This is a genomic window from Nonomuraea sp. NEAU-A123 (assembly GCF_018603905.1).
Lineage (GTDB): Bacteria > Actinomycetota > Actinomycetes > Streptosporangiales > Streptosporangiaceae > Nonomuraea.
In genome coordinates, this window is sequence record NZ_JAHFZZ010000035.1 from 54,282 (window position 1) to 74,300 (window position 20,019).

The 20,019-nt window shown below is 67.2% G+C and carries 19 protein-coding genes and 1 tRNA gene; 12 read left to right on the forward strand and 8 right to left on the reverse strand.

What is annotated here, in order from left to right:
• Window positions 1-75: 75 nt before the first annotated feature.
• From KLK06_RS54405 to KLK06_RS54415, 3 genes are read right to left on the reverse strand one after another with little or no spacing between them, the layout of a single operon-like run.
• Window positions 76-1,152 carry a LacI family DNA-binding transcriptional regulator gene (locus tag KLK06_RS54405; protein WP_214643762.1) on the reverse strand — a complete coding sequence of 359 codons (1,077 nt, stop codon included), beginning with the start codon at window positions 1,150-1,152 and terminating at the stop codon, window positions 76-78.
• A 36-nt stretch (window positions 1,153-1,188) separates the two neighbouring features.
• The gene (locus KLK06_RS54410) at window positions 1,189-5,673 is read right to left on the reverse strand and encodes a hypothetical protein (protein ID WP_214643763.1); all 4,485 of its coding nucleotides are present in this window, start codon (window positions 5,671-5,673) and stop codon (window positions 1,189-1,191) included.
• A 36-nt stretch (window positions 5,674-5,709) separates the two neighbouring features.
• Complete coding sequence (locus KLK06_RS54415; protein ID WP_214643764.1) at window positions 5,710-7,368, reverse strand: RICIN domain-containing protein; 1,659 nt, start codon at window positions 7,366-7,368, stop codon at window positions 5,710-5,712.
• A 389-nt stretch (window positions 7,369-7,757) separates the two neighbouring features.
• On the opposite strand from KLK06_RS54415, the gene KLK06_RS54420 reads away from it, so the two are divergent.
• The 6 genes from KLK06_RS54420 (at window position 7,758) to KLK06_RS54445 (ending at window position 14,478) form a co-directional block, all read left to right on the forward strand.
• Window positions 7,758-8,840 carry a LacI family DNA-binding transcriptional regulator gene (locus KLK06_RS54420; protein ID WP_214643765.1) on the forward strand — a complete coding sequence of 361 codons (1,083 nt, stop codon included), beginning with the start codon at window positions 7,758-7,760 and terminating at the stop codon, window positions 8,838-8,840.
• A 319-nt stretch (window positions 8,841-9,159) separates the two neighbouring features.
• A complete protein-coding gene (locus KLK06_RS54425; RefSeq protein ID WP_214643766.1) occupies window positions 9,160-10,080 on the forward strand; it encodes a carbohydrate ABC transporter permease in 921 nt (306 codons plus the stop codon).
• A 35-nt stretch (window positions 10,081-10,115) separates the two neighbouring features.
• Window positions 10,116-11,123, forward strand: coding sequence for a hydroxyacid dehydrogenase (locus tag KLK06_RS54430; protein WP_214643767.1), 1,008 nt, complete (start codon window positions 10,116-10,118; stop codon window positions 11,121-11,123).
• A gap of 428 nt (window positions 11,124-11,551) precedes the next feature.
• The gene (locus KLK06_RS54435; protein ID WP_214643768.1) at window positions 11,552-12,820 is read left to right on the forward strand and encodes a Dyp-type peroxidase; all 1,269 of its coding nucleotides are present in this window, start codon (window positions 11,552-11,554) and stop codon (window positions 12,818-12,820) included.
• 50 nt (window positions 12,821-12,870) lie between these two features.
• Entirely contained in the window at window positions 12,871-13,896 is a 1,026-nt protein-coding gene (locus KLK06_RS54440) for a cytochrome D1 domain-containing protein (RefSeq protein ID WP_214643769.1), read from the forward strand.
• A 108-nt stretch (window positions 13,897-14,004) separates the two neighbouring features.
• Window positions 14,005-14,478 (forward strand): NAD-binding protein, encoded by a 474-nt coding sequence (locus tag KLK06_RS54445; protein ID WP_214643770.1) that lies wholly within the window; start codon window positions 14,005-14,007, stop codon window positions 14,476-14,478.
• On the opposite strand, the gene KLK06_RS54450 is transcribed toward KLK06_RS54445, so the two are convergent.
• Both KLK06_RS54450 and KLK06_RS54455 read right to left on the reverse strand, forming a co-directional pair.
• Window positions 14,479-15,081, reverse strand: a complete 603-nt coding sequence (locus tag KLK06_RS54450; RefSeq protein WP_214643771.1) for a Dps family protein — start codon at window positions 15,079-15,081, stop codon at window positions 14,479-14,481.
• 125 nt (window positions 15,082-15,206) lie between these two features.
• Window positions 15,207-15,521, reverse strand: coding sequence for a hypothetical protein (locus KLK06_RS54455; RefSeq protein ID WP_214643772.1), 315 nt, complete (start codon window positions 15,519-15,521; stop codon window positions 15,207-15,209).
• Window positions 15,522-15,695: 174 nt separating this feature from the next.
• Between KLK06_RS54455 and KLK06_RS54460 the strand changes: the two genes are divergently transcribed.
• Both KLK06_RS54460 and KLK06_RS54465 read left to right on the forward strand, forming a co-directional pair.
• Complete coding sequence (locus tag KLK06_RS54460; protein WP_214643773.1) at window positions 15,696-16,271, forward strand: TetR/AcrR family transcriptional regulator; 576 nt, start codon at window positions 15,696-15,698, stop codon at window positions 16,269-16,271.
• 10 nt (window positions 16,272-16,281) lie between these two features.
• Window positions 16,282-16,965 carry a haloacid dehalogenase type II gene (locus tag KLK06_RS54465; protein ID WP_214643774.1) on the forward strand — a complete coding sequence of 228 codons (684 nt, stop codon included), beginning with the start codon at window positions 16,282-16,284 and terminating at the stop codon, window positions 16,963-16,965.
• 315 nt (window positions 16,966-17,280) lie between these two features.
• Here KLK06_RS54465 and KLK06_RS61085 read toward each other — a convergent pair whose 3' ends face one another.
• Window positions 17,281-17,421 (reverse strand): hypothetical protein, encoded by a 141-nt coding sequence (locus KLK06_RS61085; RefSeq protein WP_250907521.1) that lies wholly within the window; start codon window positions 17,419-17,421, stop codon window positions 17,281-17,283.
• Here KLK06_RS61085 and KLK06_RS61090 point away from each other — a divergent pair.
• Window positions 17,353-17,502: a hypothetical protein gene (locus KLK06_RS61090; protein WP_250907514.1), complete on the forward strand. Its 150-nt coding sequence runs from the start codon at window positions 17,353-17,355 to the stop codon at window positions 17,500-17,502. The genes KLK06_RS61085 and KLK06_RS61090 overlap by 69 nt on opposite strands.
• Before the next feature lie 223 nt (window positions 17,503-17,725).
• Here the strand turns inward: KLK06_RS61090 and KLK06_RS54475 are convergent.
• Window positions 17,726-17,799: transfer RNA gene (locus KLK06_RS54475), tRNA-Ile, on the reverse strand.
• A gap of 107 nt (window positions 17,800-17,906) precedes the next feature.
• Here KLK06_RS54475 and KLK06_RS54480 point away from each other — a divergent pair.
• Window positions 17,907-18,434, forward strand: a complete 528-nt coding sequence (locus KLK06_RS54480) for a histidine phosphatase family protein (protein ID WP_214643775.1) — start codon at window positions 17,907-17,909, stop codon at window positions 18,432-18,434.
• A 63-nt stretch (window positions 18,435-18,497) separates the two neighbouring features.
• Here KLK06_RS54480 and KLK06_RS54485 read toward each other — a convergent pair whose 3' ends face one another.
• Window positions 18,498-19,430, reverse strand: a complete 933-nt coding sequence (locus KLK06_RS54485) for a LysR family transcriptional regulator (protein WP_214643776.1) — start codon at window positions 19,428-19,430, stop codon at window positions 18,498-18,500.
• 97 nt (window positions 19,431-19,527) lie between these two features.
• Between KLK06_RS54485 and KLK06_RS54490 the strand changes: the two genes are divergently transcribed.
• Together KLK06_RS54490 and KLK06_RS54495 are read left to right on the forward strand one after the other, a co-directional pair.
• The gene (locus KLK06_RS54490) at window positions 19,528-19,752 is read left to right on the forward strand and encodes a DUF6158 family protein (RefSeq protein ID WP_214643777.1); all 225 of its coding nucleotides are present in this window, start codon (window positions 19,528-19,530) and stop codon (window positions 19,750-19,752) included.
• Complete coding sequence (locus KLK06_RS54495) at window positions 19,752-19,988, forward strand: helix-turn-helix domain-containing protein (RefSeq protein WP_214643778.1); 237 nt, start codon at window positions 19,752-19,754, stop codon at window positions 19,986-19,988. Before KLK06_RS54490 ends, KLK06_RS54495 begins: the two co-directional genes overlap by 1 nt.
• Window positions 19,989-20,019: the final 31 nt, after the last annotated feature.

Consider the following 20,019-nt stretch of genomic DNA (forward strand, 5'->3'; position numbering starts at 1 on the left):
TGACCGTGAACGTTCACGGCATCTCCGTGAAACATCACCGTAAAGAGCGGGTTCCCCCGTGTCAATGGGGGTGGGTCAAGCGGATTCTCGCCACAGCATGTGCGGGCGTACCGTTCGCCGCATGGGCGGCAGCACGCCGAAGTCGGCGGCGGCGAGAGCGTCGGCTATGTCCAACGCGCTGCTGACCAGGGCGTGGCGATCGATCGAGACCGTCGTCAACGTGGGATGCACGGCCTCGCCCAGGGTCAGACCGTCGAAGCCGCAGATCTTGACCTGGCGCGGCACCTCGATGCCGAGAGCGTGTGAAGCCTGCACCGCACCGATCGCCATGAGGTCATTGAAGGCCAGCACCGCGTCCATATCCGGATATGTGGCGACAAGCTCGGCGAACGCCCGGCCGCCACCGGCCATCGATTCCTCACCCACGACGACCATGCCTGTCGACTCGCCGCCGACGAGCTCCTCGAAGTAGCCACGCCGTGGCGAGGGCTCGTAGGTCGGCGAGGCGCGCAGCGAATAGGAGGAATCGATCATCCCGATGCGCCGCGCCCCCTTGGTACGCAGTGCCTGGATCGCCTCTCGCACACCTTCACGTATGTCGACTTCGACGGAATGCATGCCGGGCCGGCTGCTCGGCCGTTCCAGCATCACGAGCGGGATGCCGCCGCTGGCCCGCGCGAGGGCGTCGTCATTCTGCACGAAGTGCCCGATGAACACGTCCACCTGCCCCGACAGCATGTCGAGCGCGTTCGGCTCGTCCTCCGTCTCCGTCGAGGCCATCACCACGTGCCAGCCGCGCTCTGCCGCGGCATTGAGCAGATCTCCGGCGATCTCGGTGAAGTACGGGTTGCGGAAGGAGGCCACTAGATACCCCATCGCACGAGTCTTCTTGCGCACGACGAGGTTGCGAGCGAACCGGCTCGGCCGGTATCCGAGCTTTTGGCAGGCTTCCAGCACGCGCTGCTTGGTCTGTTCGTTGATCTCTCCCATGTCATTGATCGCCCGGGTCACCGTCTGCCGGGAGACGCCTGCGGCCTGGGCCACATCGTTGATCGTCACACGTTTAGCCATTGCCTGATGGTACGGCCGTTCACCTGGCATGGGCCGCGCGCCGAGCCTGCGGCGCGACGGGAAGGGCGGACCGCAGGTCATCGCAACCTGCGATGACCTGCGGTCTTCCGTGCACTGTCAGGCCTTCGGCGTGAGGTTTCCGATCGCGGTGAGCAGCGCGTCGGCTGCCTGGTCGATCTCGGCCTGGCCGGCGAGGTCCGATCCGGCGGTGTTCAGGGCGGCGTCGAGAGCCGCGAGACTGGCCTCGGTGTAGCGGTCGCGATCGACCGCCTCGGCTTCGGCTATGAGCAGCTTGAGCAGGGTACGGTCGTCGTGACGGACGAGGAACTCGACCTCGGCGACATTGGTGTTGCCGCCGACCGGGAAGGCGACGCGCAGCCGCTGGTAGGCGGGCGTTCTCGGGAGAGTCACCTCATACCAGCGAAGCTCGGAGACGGCGCTCGCGGTGTGCAGGTTCGTCCAGGTCGAACCACCGTCGGCCGAGCCCTGGAAGACGGCGCCGTTCATCCGCGCGATGTTGCCGGCCCGCGGGTGGTAGCGCAGGGCGTCCAGCGAGACCGCCTGAGGCAGCCGGACGTCGATCCATCCGGTGGCCGTGGTGGTGTCGGTGGCCGTGGCGAGGTCGCCGTCGAAGGCCCGCCAGCCGTTGTCCGCGGCGGTCCCGCCCCCTCCCCATGGCGGCGTGGACGCCGTCACCATGGACGGATCCACCGGCACCTCGACCAGCAGCGAGCTGACCGGCACGAGCTCGGCCACGGCGGCGTAGATGCGGTTGATCAGTGTTTCCTCCTCGCCACCCGCCTTGGCTTCCGCGATCGTCTTGGTCAGCAGGTAATAGCTGCCCTTGGTGTAGTCGGCCGCGGGCAGCTTCTCGGCCTCGGCGATCACCGTGGCGAGCGGCTCGGCGGTCGCCATCAGCATGCCGGAGCCCGGCCGTTCCGTGCCGTCCGCGCCGATCGTGGTCACCTTGTAGAAGCGGGTGCCGTAGCGGAGCGGCTCGTCGGTGAAACTGAAGGTCAGCGCGCTGGACAGCACCTTGCGCCACGACCCGGCCGCCGCGTCCTTGCGGTAGACGTTGAAGCGCGTGGCGGTGTTCGGCTTGCTCCAGCGCAGGGTCACCTGGTCCCTGGCCCGCTCGACGCGCGCGTACAGCGTGCCCGCGGGCTGCTCGGCGATCGTGACGTCCTTGAACGTCGCCGCGACCGGCGCCGCCGCGCCCGCCAGGACGGCCTCGGGGAACGGGGTGAACAGCTCGGCCACGTACGTCCATGCCTGCCCGTCCTTGCCGGCCCAGGCACGGACGATGTGGGAGTCGGCGTCGCGGACGAGCTTGAGGTAGGGGTAGTCGGCGGCGTCGAGGCTCGGGATGGTGGCCTTGAGCGGGCTACGCCGCTGGTCCTGCCAGTCGTGGCGGGAGTCCCGGGTGCGGTTCCGCAGGACGAGCTTGCCGGAGGCGTCGGTGCCGAAGTAGATGTAGCGGGTGTCGGCCCGCAGCATCAGCCCGCCGTCGCCTTTCACCTTGGCGCTGATCGAGCTGCTGCCGGTGAGGACCTCGTTGGCGAACAGCAGCCGGTCGTCGATGGCGCGCTTGTCGACGTAGTAGTCGTCGCCCTCGCCCAGGCCGGTGCCGTTGCCGCCGGACAGCTCGATCTTGTGCCCGCCGGTCTTGACCGTGCCGGTGACCTCGCCGATGCGATCGACCGGTTTGGCGGGCACGGTCGCGGCCTGCGACTCCCAGCCGGAGCCGGCCCGGTTGACCGCGGTCACCGTATAGGAGCGTCCCTTGCCGCCGGCGTCGGTGAAGGAGGTGCCGCGCACGCGGGTGGCGATCACCTTGCCGTCCCGCTTGATCGTGTACGACTCGGCGCCTGCGGCGGGCTTCCAGGTGAGCACCGCGCCCCGCTGGTCGCGCAGCGCCTGGACGAAGTCCACGCGGTGTGGCTTGGCCTGCTGCTCGATCGCGGTGTCCAGCCTGAGCACCATGGCCGTCTCCGGTGGCACGCCGGCCTTGCCCTTGGCGACGGGCTTGCCCGACACCAGGTCGACGGCGCTCGCCGGCACGTCGAGCTGGTAGGTCTTGGCGTTGCCGTACTCCTGGCGGGTGGTGTTGAAGACGAACAGATACCGGCCGTAACGGGCGGTCAGGAAATCGGCGTAGCCGGAGTAGGGGGTGTCGAACTCGAAGTTCTCCCTGCGCACGGTGCCGACGCCCGGCTGGTGCGCGATCGGCGCGAGCTCTCCGGCCAGCGCCTGGGGCAGCGTGCCGTCGCCGGTCAGCTGATCCTCCATGAAGTCGACGTCGATGTTGTCCATCCGCAGGTAGTAGTCCTGGTAGGAGAACTGGGCGTCGGTGGCGATCTGCACGGTGTCGTCGTGGTCGCGGTTCAGCACGTGCAGCCTGCCGTTTCCGGCGTAGCCGCGCTGCCGTTCGAACAGCGAGCCGAAGATACGCGTGTCGCCGTCGCGCAGCGAGACGAACATGTTGTCCACGTCGGCGAAGGCGAACCGCTCATAGTCGGCGGGGTCGACTTTCAGGGCCGCGAGCTGTTCGGAGGTGTACTGGTCGAGGTCGGTCTGGGGGAGCACGACGCCGGTGGGCTCGTGTTCGCGCAGGTAGGCGTAGGTCTCGGGCAGCCACAGGTCGTACTTGTTCTTGGACTGGACAGAGCCGAACTCGTTGAAGTACTGGTTGTCGGCGAGCTGCTGCTGGGCGAAGCCGACCGCCTCGCGCGCGTAGCGCCGGTACGGCTCCCACTGCTTGCCGGCGTACTGCTCTGCGTGTTCGGCCATGTGCTTTTCCAGCGCGACGTAGGTCATGATGCGGCCCTCGCTGACTCTCAGCCCGTAGGCCGGCCAGCCGGGGTAGCCGGTGTTGCGCTCGTCGGTGACCATCTCGGCGCGCATGACGCGCTTGCCGTTGTCGTCGATGCCGGAATGGCGCGTGTAGCCGCGGGCGTGCAGGTTCTTCAGCGCCAGTTCGAGGATCTGGTCGTTGAGCTTCTCATCGCCCTTGTGCCCCAGCGTCCTGAAGAACCATTCGGGCAGGTAGTTCGTGGCCTCGCCGTAGTTGGCGACGTAGGTGTTCTCCCTGGTCAAGCCCGCTTTGGTGATACCTGTGTAGTGCTCGCCGTACGGCAGGCGGCGCACAACATGACCACCGGCATCGAGCTTGCTCTTGGCCAGCCCTTTGCCGACGATCTGCGCCGTGTCGGCAGTGAAGCGGGCCGTGGTGTCGTGGTAGAAGAGCGAGTGGTAGAGGTCCAGGTCCTTGCCGTCGGGGCCGACCAGCACCTCTTCGCCGAGAAACGGCGCCGCGCCCAGCGCCTCCAGCGCGATCCGGTGGCTGCGCTCCTTGCCCTCGTAGAACTTCGAGCTGATCACCCGCAGCCCCTCGTGCGCCTCCCATGCGCCCTCGTAGGTGAACATGACCTGGTTGTAGATGTAGGACAGCCGCGATCGGGCGAAGTCGAAGTTCGCCTTCAGCACCCGCTCGTAGGCCTCCCGTCTGGTCAGCTCGCCGCCGTTCCAGTCGACGCCCTTCAGCGAGGTCGGCCCGTCCTGGGTGCCGGTGACGAACGGTTGATCCAGGAACGCCGGGAAGTCGTCACCGAGCAGGTCCTCGACGATGTACAGCGCCTCGCCGAGCGCGCCGTAGTAGCCACCCCAGTCGCCCTGGTGGCCGCCACGCAGCAGCAGTTGGGTGTTGCCGTAGTAATCCTTGACGTGGTTGTCGATCACCTTGAGCACTCGGGCGACGGCGGCCTTGCGCAACTCGGGCGTGTTGGCCGGGCACCAGGGCTCATGCAGCGCCGAGGCGTAGAAGCGCAGGTCGTCCTGGTAGCGGACGATGGACAGCTTGCGGTCGGGCGCGGCGTCGATGGTGGCGCTGTCCTGGTTGAACAGGTTGATCTGGCTCTGCCGGTAGCCGTCGATCAACGCCTGTTTCTCCGCCTCGGTCTGTCCGGGGGCGGGTGTGGTGTCCGGGGTGAGCGTGCCCTGCTTCTCGCCGGAGACGTCCAGGTAGGCGCTGGTGTGCGTGTAGGCCTTGTAGTAGCCGCGCGAAGGCGCGGTCACGGGCTGGCTGAAGGCGCCGTCGTAGGTGCGGACCGTCATCTCCACGACGTGCTGCCCCTGCGTGTGCGCGAGCGGCAGCATGATCGTGTTGTAGTAGAAGCGACCTGGCAGCGGCTTGTTCGCACCGGCGTTGATCCCCTCGTAGTCACCGGAGCGTCGGTAGCCGATCTGCTCGCCGTTGACGTAGGCGATCGTCCTGTTGCCGGAGGCGTCGCTTCCCCAGAACTTCAGGGTGAAGTAGTTCTGGGCGACCGGGTCGACCCGCATCCTGAAGCGCAGCTCACCACCCTTGATGCTCGGTGGGTTCGTCGGATTGGCCACTCGGGCCTTCTCCTTCAGCGCTCCGTCCACCACCGAGGTGAACTCCGCGCTCAGGCCATGTGCCGACTCCGACCCGGTGTCGCCGAAGGTGATGGAGTCCTCCTGGACGGCCGGGGGGACACCGGCGGCGGCAGGTAACGCGCCGAGGGCGATCGGGAGCAGTAGGCCGGCGGCGAGCAGGACATGACACAGTCTCCAGCGGGGCATGGCGAATTGATCTCCAGACATGGGATGAGTCGGTCGTCAGGTGAGGCGGATGAGCCTCCATCGCTGAGGCAGTCCGCCTGTGTCGGTCCATTGGAGGGCGGTCGCTCCCTCGGTCGCGGTGTTGCCGTTGTCCAGCGCCTTGCCGCTCATGGCACTGATCAGCTTGTACGCGCCACCGCCGACGTCCACGATCTTCCAGCGCTGCGGCGACCCGCCGTTGTCGGTCCACTGCACGACCGTCGCTCCGTCGGCTGCGGTGTTGCCGTTGTCCAGCGCCTTGCCGCTCATGGCGTTGACGAGCTTGTGGTAGCCGCCGCCGACGTCGGTGATGCGCCAGGTCTGTGGTGAGCCGCCGTTGTCGGTCCACTGCACGACCGCCGCTCCGTCGGTCGTGGTGTTGCCGTTGTCCAGCGCCTTGCCGCTGCGCTCGCACACCAGCTTGTACGTCCCGCCGGAGACGATCGACGCTCCGTCGCGGGTGTGGACCAGGGTGCCGAACCCGAGTTGGTCGAACCCACCGCTGGTGCTTCCGTAGTCTCCGCCGCCGCCCTCTGCCCTGACCGCCGCGGCTGCCCTGGCCGTGTAGGGCATGGCCAGGCCCCGGCGACCCGCGTAGTGGTTGTAGACGGTCTCCCAGACCGGCCGGATCTGTCCTCTGCTGTCGGAAGAGATCGCGGTGTGGGTGTTCTGGGCGCAGTTCGTGCCGTTGCCCCAGGTGTAGGTGGTGAAAGGGACCGTCTCGCCCAGGTTGTACTTGGCGATGTACTCGCAGGCCCGCGCGAACCGGTTGTCGGCGTACCCGTACAGGTCCACGCCCTGGTTCCAGGCCATTTCGCAGAAGGCGCCCATCTGCCCGACGCCCATCATGGTGTGGCCCTGATCGCGGCCGCTCTCCTGCCACTGCGCGAGCCCGCCGTCGTGCAGGAACGGGATGGCGTGCATGATGGAGCCGTTGCCCGCGCCGTTCTTGAAGTAGTCGATCGCCCGGTTGATGAGCGTCTGGTCGTCGCAGAGAACACCGATCGCCAGGATCGAGTTCATGGTGCACAGGTCCCAGTTGGCCCAGTAGTTGGTGATGCAGGCGCCGTTGTGGTTGACGAGGAAGTTGTCGTTGACCGGGTAGAAGACGTTGCGCATCATGCTCTGGAAGCGAGCCAGGTCGAAGCCGCCGTACCCGCGCATGAGCTCGGCCGCGTTGGCGAACTGGTATCCGTAGATGCCCGCGGCCAGGAAGCGGTCGGCATTGCCTGTCACCGTGGTGAGAGTGGCCGACCAGGCATTGAGGATGTCCCGCGCGGTGTTCCCGTAGGCCGTGTTGCCGCTGATCCGCCACCGTAACGCGTTCTGGTAGGCGGCGTGAATGTCGTTGTAGAGGATGCCGTAGTTCTCGCCTGTCCCGCCGCGGATGATGGTGGCCTGCGGGTTCGCCGTCCAGGTGCTCTGCGCGTGGCCGTTGGCCACGAGCCGGTCCCAGCCGGCCTGCCAGGGCTGTACGCCGGCGCTCACCCGGGCGGCCATCCGGCTGAGGTCCGCCTGCGTATGCAGGAGGCCGGGGTGGGTGATCGCCGCTGCGGTGGTGCGAGCTACGGAGGCTTGGGCGGCGTGCGCGGGCACGGCCGCGACGATCCCGGCGGCCATGGCCGCCTTGAACAGGTCGCGACGATTGGGGCTTGAGTGGGGATGGATGGCTGACAAGAGCTCTCCTCTCCTAAGCGCTCACCAGGACTGGGGTGAACGCGACCGTCGGAGCGCGCACCGCTGTGGGGTGCTGCGACGGATGAAGGTGACCTGAAGACGACCTTGAGAGACGCTCAATAGAAAGCGTTGTCCGGAACCTAGATCGACCGTCGCGGTTGCACAAGCTGTCGTTACAACAGCGTTACAAAGCGCGCAGCAAGGCGGGACGCGATCTGTGAGTCGCGATCTCTGCGGCCAGCTGCGGGATCGCTGGTCTGACGGAGATCTCAGCTCTTCTTCGCGGCCGGTCCCGTCGTCTCGTCTCAGCTGACAAATCGGCGGAACGCCTTAGAGATCGTTACCATCGTGGTCGAACAGGAGTGGACAACGCTCTCTAAACTGGCTGGGTGGCCAGACGAAAGAACGACGTGCCGGACGACCTCGATCACCGCCAGAGCACGATCAAGGACGTAGCCGAGCTCGCCGGGGTCTCCCTGTCCACGGTCTCGCGCGTGGTGGCCGGCAACTATCCGGTGGCTCAAAGCACCCGGGTGCGGGTCCAGCGCGCGATCAGAGAGCTGAATTACGTCGCCAACACCCATGCTCGCGCGCTGGGCGGGGGATCAACCCGTACGGTCGGTTTCATCGTCAACGACGTACGCGGTCCGGCCTTCGCCGCGGCCGTGCACGGAGTCGAGCAGGAAGCCGCACAGCGCGGGCACATCTGCCTGGTGGCCACCACCGACGGAGATCCGGCCCGCGAGCTGGCGGCGATCCAGCTCATGCGCGAGCAGCGGGCCGCCGCGGTCTTCCTGATCGGCGGGGCCTGGGACAGCGCCGCCTACCGGGCGCGGATGATCGACATCGCCCGATCGCTCGACGCCGCCAAGTCGCGGCTGGTCCTGTGCGGACGCCCGTCCCTGGGGCCCGGGATCCCGGCGACTGTTGTCGAGTACGACAACGAGGGCGGCGCCTATGCGCTGTCCAGCTACCTCATCAGCCGTGGGCACCGCAGAATCCTCTACGTGGGCGGGGATCCGGCCTTCACCACCACCACGGGTCGTCTCGCCGGATTTCGCCGGGCGATGGCGGACATGGCCGTCTCCGTGGACGAGAGCCTGTTCGAGCTCGATGCGGAGTTCAGCCGCGCGTCCGGCTACGAGCGAGTCAGCGACCGGTTGAGCGGCGGCCGCGACTTCACCGCGATCTTCGCCGAGACCGACGTCATCGCCGGCGGCGCGATGGCCGCTGTCTACGACGCCGGGCTCAGCGTTCCCGACGATGTCTCCATCGTCGGCTATGACGACATCCCCCTCGCCACCGACCTGCGCCCCAGCCTGACCACGGTCCACGTCCCCTATGAGGAACTGGGCCGCGCCGCCGTCCGGGCCGCTCTCGATCGGCCGGTGGGCAGGGCGGAGCGGCATCAGCTGCTGGGCACCCATGTGATCCTGCGCCAGTCTGTCGGCCGGCCGGCGATCGATAGGTAACGCTGTCTGCCAAGCGCGTCGCCCAGCGGTCTGCGCAGGACAGCCGCCGCGCCCTCTTGCCATGAAATTCCGGCGTAACCCGAGATTTATCTGCATGACATCTTGCTCAGGGCCGCCCTGGAGATCTAACTTCGGCGTAGAGAACGCTTTCTATGGTCGTTCTTCAAACGGCCTGCGCGGCGATCCCTACCTACAAAGGAGCGGTGCCATGAACCGCAAGGAGATTTCAACTACGCCGCCGCCCTGTCCATCATCCTGGCCCTCGTCGTCGGCGCGGCCTCGGCCATTTTCACCGCCTCACGAACAAGGCACCGACCTCATGACCATAGCCACGGAACGCCCCCCATCGCCGGCCACCACCGACCGGCGGCGGCGCGGCCGGGCCGCCAAGGGAACCCTGCGGCACAGCACCCGCACCAAGCTCATCGTCATCACCGGCCTGGTCGCCTTCACCGTCTACTCGGTGGCACCCGTCTGGTGGCTGATCGTGGCCGCCACCAAAAGCCAGGGCGACCTGTACACCACCAACGGGCTGTGGTTCGCCGAGTTCCGGCTGTGGGACAACGTCAGGGGCCTGTTCACCTACCAGGACGGCATCTTCCTGACCTGGATGTGGAACACCCTCCTCTATGGCCTCACCGGAACCGCGGGCATGTCCCTGGTCTGCGTCGCCTGCGGCTACGGCCTGGCGATGTACCGCTTCCGCGGGCGCGGCGTGATGATGGGCGTCGTCATCGGCTCTTTCCTGGTGCCGGGTGCGCTGCTCACGATCCCGTCCTTCCTGCTCTACACGGACCTGCACATGATCGACACCCCCTGGGCGATCATCGTGCCGAACTTCTTCAGCGCCTTCTCCGTCTACCTCGCCAAGGTCTATGCCGAGGGCGCCATCCCGCCCGAACTACTCGAGGCCGCCCGCATCGACGGGGCGGGGGAGTACCGCATCTTCTTCTCCATCGGCGCACGGCTGATGTCCACCGGCGCCGCAACGATCTTTCTACTCGGCTTCGTCGGGTCCTGGAACTCTTTCTTCGGCCCGCTGGTCTACCTGCGTGACCAGTACAAGTGGCCGGTCATGCTGGGGTTGTACTCGTGGCTGAAGGTCAAGGTGGACACCTCCACCGATCTCACCGGCCTGGTCGTCGTCGGTTCGATCATCTCGCTGATCCCCATGGTCGCCTTGATGATCTCGATGCGGCGCTACTGGCGCTCCGGCGTCACGCTCGGCAGCCTCAAGTAGAGCCATCGCGCTATTCGAATACGGGGGACCTTCTTGTGACCTACCACCGCCCAAGGGCCCTGTTCGCCCTGCGTCCCGTACACCTGCCGCTGCTGTTCCCGAATACGGTCCAGAACCGAATCGCGCAGTACGCTGATCTCGATCCGGCTTTCGCCGTTGAGCGCCTGGACGATCCACGCATCGCCGCGTTGCTCCCCGAATTGGAAATCCTCATCACCGGCTGGGGTTGCCCGCCGCTCAACGACGCCTTCCTGGATTCCGCACCCAGGCTCAGGGCGGTTCTGCACGCGGCCGGCACCGTGAAGGCGCACGTGACCAAGGCCGTCTGGGACAGGGGCATCCTGGTGTCGTCGGCGGCCGAAGCGAACGCGATCCCGGTAGCCGAATACGCGGTCGGCGCGATCCTGCTGGCCGGCAAGGGCGTGTTCGGAGCGCGCGAGCGTTACCGCGGCGACAGGACGTTCACGCCGGCCGAAGTGATGCCGGACGTCGGCAACTACGGACGCCGCATCGGCATCGTCGGAGCCTCGCGCATCGGGCGGCAGGTGATCTCACATCTCATTCGGCACGACTTCACGGTCCACCTGTACGACCCGTACGCCGCCTCCGCCTCCGCCTCCGTGGAAGTGCCACGCCTGGAGCTTGAGGAACTGCTGGCCACCAGCGACATCGTCAGCCTGCACGCCCCCGCGACCCCAGAGACCCACCACATGCTCGATCGCGACCGGCTGGCCCTGTTGCCCGACGGCGCCGTGCTGATCAACACCGCGCAAGGCTCCCTGATAGACACCGATGCGCTCATCGACGAGCTCAAGACCGGCCGCATCTCCGCGATCCTCGACGTCACCACCCCGGAACCGCTCCCCGGCCAATCGGTCCTGTTCGATCTGCCCAACGTCTTCCTCACCCCCCACATCGCCGGTTCCCACGGCAACGAGCTGGCCAGGATGGGCGCCTCGATTGCTGACGAGCTCGAACGCCTGGTCACCGGGCTCCCGCTGCGCCACCGAATCCACTACCAGGATCTCGACACCGCGGCCTGAATTCGAGACGGACGGGCCGTACGCCTCAGCGTTGCCGGGGTGATACGGGTATCTCGTAGACGAGCTGGTAGCGGGCGCGCCCGCCGGCGAGAATTGCTCGGGCCTGCTCAGCACCTCGCGTACGTCTTCGCGCCTGCTCACCAACCAGGCGCCCAGCTCGGGTACGAAGGTAAGCCCACGAGTCCGGCAAGCCTCGGCATAAAGGGGATACGGGTCGCGGTAAAAGCCTGTGGGTTCACGTGCCTACAGTCGCGGGTCAGCTATCTATCGGACAAGCTTTGACAAAAGCCGCACCCGACGGTCGACTATTCCCCGCTATAACCTCATAAAAAGCCGCCCAAGCGATCGCCTCGAATGTCGGATATACTACTGTTTAGTGGGTAATTTCCGATTTGATAGTCACAGCCCGGGATCATTCCGGAGGAGCTATGACTCATAAAGGGCCCAGAGGCGGGTGGAGTAGCGATGAGTGTCCGGCGGGCGCCTTCGCACGACGGGCCTTCCTCCAGGGCACAGTCGCCGCCGGCCTCGTCGGAGCGGCGGGCGGAGGCCCGCTGGACCACGATGCCGACACGGCCGGGCGCAAGAACGCCGGCACAGGCACGATCCCGTTCCACGGCTACCATCAGGCAGGCATCGCCACGCCTCCACAGCCGACCGGGACCTTCGCCTCCTTCGATGTGATGGTCGCTGACCGCACAGAGCTCACAGACCTGTTCCGGTCGCTCACTGCGGAGGCCCGCTTCCTTACCGCGGGCGGCATGCCGCCGAAGACGCCGCCGGACGACGGCATCCTGGGTCTCCAGGTCGTACCGGATGATCTCACCTTCACCCTCGCCCTCGGCCGGACCCTCTTCGACGGCCGCTATGGACTGAGCTCCCGCAAACCGGCCCAGCTCGTCACCATGGAGCCCTTCCGCCACGACGACCTGAACCCCGCGATGGCGCAGGGCGACCTGCTGATACAGCTGTGCGCCGCACACAGGGACACGCTGGTACACGCACTGCTCAGTGTTCTGGCGCGCACCGGGGGCGCGATGAAGCCGCGCTGGCGTATCGACTGCCAGCGCAATCCGCCGCGCCCCGTCGGGATCCCGCGGGATTGGTTCGGTTTCAAGGACGGCATCTCCAACCCGGACACCACGGACGCCGCCACGATGGACCAGCTGGTCTGGGTACAACCGCACACCGCTGAGCCCGCCTGGACGGCCGGCGGTACCTACCAGGTGCTGCGCAGCATCCACTTCAACCTCGACAAGTGGGCGAAGGTACCCCTTGCCGAGCAGGAGCGGATCTTCGGCCGCCGGAAGGCCAGCGGCGCCCCCATGTACGACCTGGCCGACAACGCCTCGGACACCCTCGATCCCATCTACACCAACGACCCGCAGGGACTGGTCACCCCGCTGAACTCCCATGTCCGCCTCGCGAACCCGCAGACCCCGCAGACCGCGGCCACCAGCGCGATCCTGCGCCGCAGCTACGACTACAACCTGACTCTCGATCCACGCGGCGGCCTCGACCTAGGGCACGCGTTCTGCTGCTTCCAGCGCGAACTCAACACCTACATCGCCATGCAGACGCGGCTGGAAGGCGAAGCGCTGGTGCCGTTCATCAGTCCGCGAGGCGGAGGCTATTTCTTCGCCGTGCCGGGCGTGCGCGACGAGCACGACTACTACGCACGTGGCCTCCTGACCTGACCGTCGCCTGGGTGCCGGGGCCACGGACCGAACGCTGCGAGGTGCACAGGATGGATGTTTCCCGGCAAAGCCGAGTCGGCGTCACCGGTCGACAGCACAGGACGGCGCTGCGGGCGCTATGGGGGTTCCTGATCGGAGTCCTGTTGGTATCGGGTCTCCCCACCGCGTCGGCTGCGGCCGTCCTTCCGCGCGCCGGCAGTCGCATATACGTCACCAACCAGCTCGACGACACGGTCTCCGTGATCGATGCCAGCACGAACAAGGTCACCGCGACCGTACCGGCGGGAACGGCGCCCGAAGGCATCGCGGTCGCCCGCGACGGCAGGCACGCGTACATCGCCAACGCCGGATCGGCCCAAGTCTCAGTACTCGACACCCAGACCAACAAGATCGTCGCGACCGTGCCGGTCGGGAAGAGTCCCACCGGTGTCGACCTGAGCCCGGACGGCAGGTTCCTCTACGTCGCCAACGGCGGCTCGAACAGCGTCTCCGTACTCGACACCCGCGCCAACCGGGTATCCGCGTCCATCCCGGTCGGCATCTCCCCGGTGAACGTGGCCGTCAGCCGCGACGGCGCTACGGCCTACGTCGCCAATGCCGGGTCGGGCAGCGTGTCGATCGTCGACACCGGTACGCATCGGGCCGTCCGGACCCTGCCCGCGGGGCGTTCTCCTGTCGGCGTCGCCGTCACCCCGGATGGCGGGTCGGCCTATGTCGCCGACGAGATGACAGGGAGCGTCGCGGTGGTCGCCATTCGTACCGGTACGGTCACGGCCAAGGTGCCGGTCGGCGGCGGCCCCTTCGATGTGGCACTCGGACCGGACGGCCGCTCGGCCTACGTCGCTGTTCTCGGGCCGGGAAACGTCGCGGTCATTGATACCGGAAGCCACCGCGTCTCGACCGTTTCCGTGGGCCCTCCGGGTACCGATCCGTTCAATGTGGCGGTCACCTCCAACGCGGTGTACGTCACCGAGCAGGGGGCGGGCACCCTCACGGTCATCGACCCCAAGACCCTCAAGGTGGTGGCAACGGTTACGGTCGGCAACAGCCCGTACGGCGTGGCAGTGAGCCCATGACGGAAGCGCCGGGCGGCCCCCTCATGCCGACAGCGCTACCGATCCGTTTACCTTCATGTCCATGCCCCGCCGACAAGCTCCACACCCTCGCGGCGTCAGGCGTCCCGGGTGAAGCTGATCGTCAACAGCTGGATGGCCGCCTCGGTCGTGGCCATGGCCGACACCCTGCTCGCCTGCCGGCAGTTGGGCGTGGATCCTGGCCTGGTGCTGCAGGTGCTGGACGACGGGCCTCTGCGCATGCCGTACGCGATGCAGAAGGCCGAAGAGATGCGTGCTGGCAGCTACCCGCCCGGATTCCCGCTCGCCCTCGCGCTCAAAGATCTCGACCTGCTGGCCGGCGAGCGCGATCTCCCCTCCCCGTTGTCCGGCGTCCTGCAACAGGCGCTGCAGCAGGCGGTCGAGGAAGCCACGGCCGCGAGGACATCGCCGCTGTCGCCGAAGGTCGGGAAGTGCACCGTTCATCCACTGGTTGACCGGCAGGTGAGGGACCGCACCTTGGCATGTGGTCGCTTCAGCGGGCAGCCCATCCCCGCCAGTGATCGTCGGGCGAACGATGCGCGGAGCGGGCTGCCGATGGGCTGATCATTGGCGGGAGGGCTCGACCAGCGGGGTGTCGACCAGATGCTCGATCAGGAACCAGGTCTGCAACTCGCCGGTGCGGATGACCTCGGAGACCAGCAGGTCGTTGGTGCCGTCGTCGCCCATCTCCTGAGCGCGGGCGGCTGCGTCGTGACAGGCGACCAGGATGGTCTCGTGGGCCTCGACCAGGCGCGAGAGCATGGCTGGTACCTCCTCGCAGCCGTTGGGCGGGCGTGGGATCACGGTGATCTCGGCCACGTGGCGCGGGTCCCCGACCGCGACGCCACCGAGGGTTTGAACCCGCTCGGCCAGGGCGTCCACGAGTTCGAGCTGCTCGTCGGCGTGCTTGTCCAGCAGTAGGTGGAGCTGGTAGAAGGTCGGGCCGCGCATCAGCCAGTGGTGCTTCTTGTACAGGCTGTAGAGGATTTGAGTGTCGGCGAGGATCTGGTTGAGCCGCTGGCAGGAGTATTCGCGCGCGTCCGCGGAGAGGCCGAGTGGGAACATCCGCACGGTGTCGAACCCTTGGATCTCCGCACCGTTGACGTGGAGCCACGGCTGGCTGCTGGCCTTGGGCCGGGTGGCTTTGGCAGAGCGCTTGATCGCCATGTGTGCCTCCTTGGACGAACCAACAGAATCGGTCGCCTGGAGCCTGCCCGGCGCTACCTCAACAACCACCACGGACGTGTGCAAAAAGGCGTCAAGTCAGGCCGTCCGGCAACGCCCACCTGGCCTCAACTGTGCTGGGGTCCGACAAGAACGCCGGGGGATGACAGACCGGCTTCCCATCCACCGTCCGACACGTGCGAGACGCAGAAGCGGGCCCAGATGATCCGGCTCTCCGGCCCGGCGAAGGCGAGCGTGTGATGGGCGCACCCGCCTTGCGGGGCGTCCAGCTCCCAATAGTTGTCGAAAGGCCGGATGGCCCGGTTTCCTACCCGGACCACGACGACGGTCTTGTCCTTGACCCAGTCACACACCGTGAAGCTCTTCAGATCGTCGAACACCGTCGCCCGTCCGACATCGGCCCGGCCATCCACCCGGCGCACGCCCTGGGCATGCGCCGGAGCCGGGGACAACGCGATCAAGGCGGGCCGAAGTAGTCGGATTCGGAGTCGAGTTCATCCTTGGTGGCGTAGCCGAGCGTCACCAGCGCCGCGCGAGTTGCCTTAGTCGGACTCGTCCCCCTATCTTAGAATAATCGTTCCAAGATGGAGGTGTCGGTGCCGGATGTGAAGCACTTCGATCCCGATGCGGTGCTCGAGCAGGTTGAGCAACTGTTCTGGCAGCGCGGTACCGCCTCGACGGGTGTCTCGGAGGTCGTGGCGGTGACCGGGCTCAGCAGGTCCAGCCTGTACGCCACCTTCGGTGGTAAGCGGGAGCTGTACGTCAAGGCGCTGCGGCGTTATGTCGAGCAGCGGTCGCGGCCGGTGTTCGACCGCTTGGCCGCCGACGATCGCGGGTTGCCCGCGATCGTGGACTTCTTCGACCGGCTGATCCAAGCCAGGTGCACGGGCGAGCACGCGCGCTGGGGATGCATGGTCTCCAACGCCCACGCCGGGTCCGAAAGCGGCGATCCGGAGGTCCGGCGCGTGCTGGACCTCCATCAGGAGCGGCTGCTTACGGCCATGCACGCCGCCTTGTCGAAGGCGCGGCTTCGCCCGGGTCTGGACCTGGACGCGACCGCCGACCTGCTCACCCTGCTGGCCTACGGCGTGAACCTGCGTTCGCGAGCCGGCGCCGACCCCTCCCACCTGCGGGCCGCCGTGGCGGCTGCCCTCGACCCCCTTCGACCATGAGGAGAAACCCATGACCGGCAACCTGGCCGCGAGACCGCAAGTAGTGATCTTCGATGTGAACGAGACGCTCACCGACATGGAGCCGTTGCGGGCCCGGTTCGAAGAAGTCGGGCTGTCTGGGGACCTGATGGCTGCCTGGTTCGCGGGTGTGCTGCGCGACGGGTTCGCGCTCACCGCGGCAGGCGCGTACGCCGAGTTCGCCGCCATCGCCGCCGACGTGCTCAGGGGATTGCTCGCCGGCCGGGAAGCGGACCCTGACAAGGCCATCGGCCATGTTCTGCGCGGCTTCACCGAACTGCGGGTGCATCCCGACGTCCCTGACGGGATGCGGATGCTGCGCGAGAGTGGCGTGCGGCTGTTCACCATGACTAACGGCGCGGCGGCGATGACCGAGGGGATCCTGGCCCGCGAGGGGCTGCTCGAACTGGTGGAGGCGAGACTGGACGTGAGCGGTCCCCGGGTGTGGAAGCCCGCCCGCGCCGCCTATGAGTACGCGGTCGATCGCACCGGAGTGCGGCCCGATCAGGCGGCCCTGGTCGCCGTACACCCCTGGGACATCGACGGCGCCCAGCGGGCCGGCCTGACCGGGGCCTGGCTGGACCGGCGCGGCACCCCATACCCGAGCGTGATGACCGCCCCGCGGATATCAGCCCCCGACCTCAAGGCACTGGCGACCCTGTGGCTGGATGCGTGACGTCAGGAACTTCCGCCGGACGCGTGAGCCCGCCAGTTAACGAGAACGTCTTGTCCGGCTGTCGCGGCGTCCACGATCGGATCATCGGTGGCCTGTCCGGTGAAGACACGCAGCTCGTACCAGCCCTAATACAGGACATACAGCCCGGCCAGCATGAGCAGAGCACCACTGACCCGGGACGCGTACGGCAGCAGCCGCCACAGTCTGGCCGCCGCGGCGGCGCCGCCGAGCACACCGGCCCCGGACAGGGTGGGATTGCGATCATGGCGCGGGTGGCGGGCGCTGCATGCATCCGCAGCAGGTCAGCGACCAGTTCTACCTGCTGTCCTTCGAGGGGGGCTGCTGCCGGTGCGGCTGCACGACCTGCGCCACGGCGCCGCCTCGCTCATGCTCGCCGCCGGAGTCGATCTGAAGATCTTGCAGGAAACCCTGGGGCACGTCTCCGTCCACCTTCACCCGCGACACCTACACCAGCGTCTACTCTGCTGGTCACGAGCGGCCTGGTGGGCAAGACGAGCCGACTTGGACAACGCTTGACCGCGCGTTAGACCATTGCTGACCGGCGACGTTGTGCAGACCTCCTGGCTTGATCTTCTGATGGTCATCTCTGGGGACTGAGCTGGCTGTGACCGCCTAAACGATCCACCGCGATACACGGTCCGTAAACAAGGGCAACCACCGAGCGACCAACCATGATCAACAACGCGATCGAAGGCTGGTGAGAACCGAGAAACCCCGGCTCAACAGCGGTATTGGAGAGTAGGGCGGGTGGGACTTGAACCCACGACCCACGGATTATGAGTCCGATGCTCTGACCGGCTGAGCTACCGCCCCTTGCAAACATGCATCCTTCCACACCTGAGCCACCATGCCAGCATAGATCGTCCTCGTTCACTCAGCGCGTACGCCAACGGTTGTGATCGGCCGGTAGCGTCGGTGGTATGGCGGTCAGGCTGATCTACGAGACGCATTCCCCCACAGTCGACAACGAGACGGGCATCGCCACCGGCTGGTTGCCGGGGGAGTTGTCCCAGGTCGGGCGGGAGCTGGCCGTGGAGTTGGGGGTGCGGCGGCGGGACGTGGATGTGGTGTACGCGTCTGATCTGCGGCGGGCGGCGCAGACCGCGGAGGTCGCGTTCGGAGATGAACAGACCATTCGGCTCGACTCCAGGTTGCGGGAGTGCGACTACGGGATCTACAACGGGCGGCCGGTCAGTGAGGTGGCGATGTTGCGGCGGCGGTTCGTTGATGTGCCGTGGCCAGGGGGGCAGAGCTATCGGCAGGTGGTGGCCGAGACCGCGGCGTTCCTCGAGGACGTGATGGATAAGTGGCAGGGGTGTTCGGTGCTGGTCATCTCGCACTCGGCCAATCGGTGGGCGCTGCAGAATCTGCTTGAGGGGGCGGAGTTGGAGGAGTTGGTGGATGCTCCGTTCGCGTGGCAGCCGGGGTGGGAGTACACCCTGGCCTAGCCGCTCGGGACCGGGAAGCGGAGAGGGGAGCCGTTGGATGCGCTCCCCGGCCCTGTCTGTGGGCTACGGAGCGGTGCCGAATCCGGTGTTCCGCACCAGCCAGTCCTGGTAGACGGGGCTGCGCCGGACCACCTCGGCGTGTGTCTGTCTGGCCTGTTCCACGACCCAGGCGGCGTCGGGGGCGGCGGGGTGGTGGCCGAGGAGTTGTCGCCAGCGCAGCGGCGCGCCCGCGAGCGGGATCATGGCCAGGCCGGGGGCGGCCTGGTGGGTGGCCTGGCAGAGCACCACGGCCCGGCCGACCCGTGCGAGGTGCGTGCAGGTCGCCACGTCGGTCTCGTAGATCGTTCCAGGGGTGAAGCCGGCGCGGGCGCAGGCCGTGGCGAAGCAGTCGGCGAAGCAGCCGTCGCCCGGGGTGACGGCCCAGCTTTCGGGGGCGAGTTCGGACAGTTCCAGCTCCTTTTCGCCGGCCAGCGGGTGGGTGTCGGCGACCAGCGTGAAGACCGGGTCGTAGCTGATCGTCTCCCACCGCAGCGAGCCGATGGGCGTGCCGCCGTCGCCGCAGGCGCCGGTCAGCACGTAGTCGAGCCGGCCCAGCTCGGCCATGGTGGTGAGCTCGTCGGCCGACCACGAGGTGTACGTGCTCACCGTCCGTTCCGCGGCGAGCCGGTCGACGAGGCCGCCGAGTATCGGCCCGTTGGTGGCGCCGATGCGGAAGCCGGGGGAGGGGGCGTGGGCGAACCGTACGGCCTCATCCTGCAGTTCCTTGGCCGCCGGGAGGAGCACCCGGGCCCGGGCGAGCACCAGCTCGCCGAGCCGGGTGGGCCGGGCGCCGTGCCTGTCGCGCTCGAACAGGGTGCCGCCGAGCACCCTCTCGATGCGTTTGAGCTGTGCGGTGAGGGCCGGTTGCGCCAGCCCGAGCAGGGACGCGGCCTTGCTCACACTTCCCGCGTCCGCGACCGCGCGAACGATCCTGAGGTGCCTGAGCTCGAGGTCCATAACGGGAAGGTAAGGCGGTCATCTCCTCCCGACAATGCCCTTATGTCATGAAATGTGACAGATATTGTCGGGTGTCTTCTGGGGTAGGGGGTTAGCCATGACGACGATGGGAATCGATCCAGCCCAACTCGAGGACGACGATCTGCTGCGTGAGCTGCGGCAACTGCACACGACACGTACCGACGCCCTGCTGCACGGCTCGGCCGCCGCGTTCGCGCGCCACACCTCGCGTACCAACGAACTGGAGACCGAGTATCTGCGCCGCTACCCGGAACGCGACGTCGACCCGGGCCGGCTCCGGGACGGGGCGAGGCGGCGCTGATGGCTCGAGATCACGACGTGCAGGCACTGTCCGACGTCGACATCCACGTGTACGAGGCGCTCGCCTCGAAGGCGGTCGAGTCCGGCGGCGCGGAGCTTTCCGCGCTCGTCCGCTCGACCGGCCTGGAAGAGGACGCGGTACGGCGGAGCCTGACGACGCTGGTCGAGCAGGGGTACGTGGTGCCGAAAGGAGAGGGGTACGGCCTGGGCGCCCATACGTTCGGGCTCGATTACTGAAAATTTCACGACCGGGACAGGGGCGGCGGGC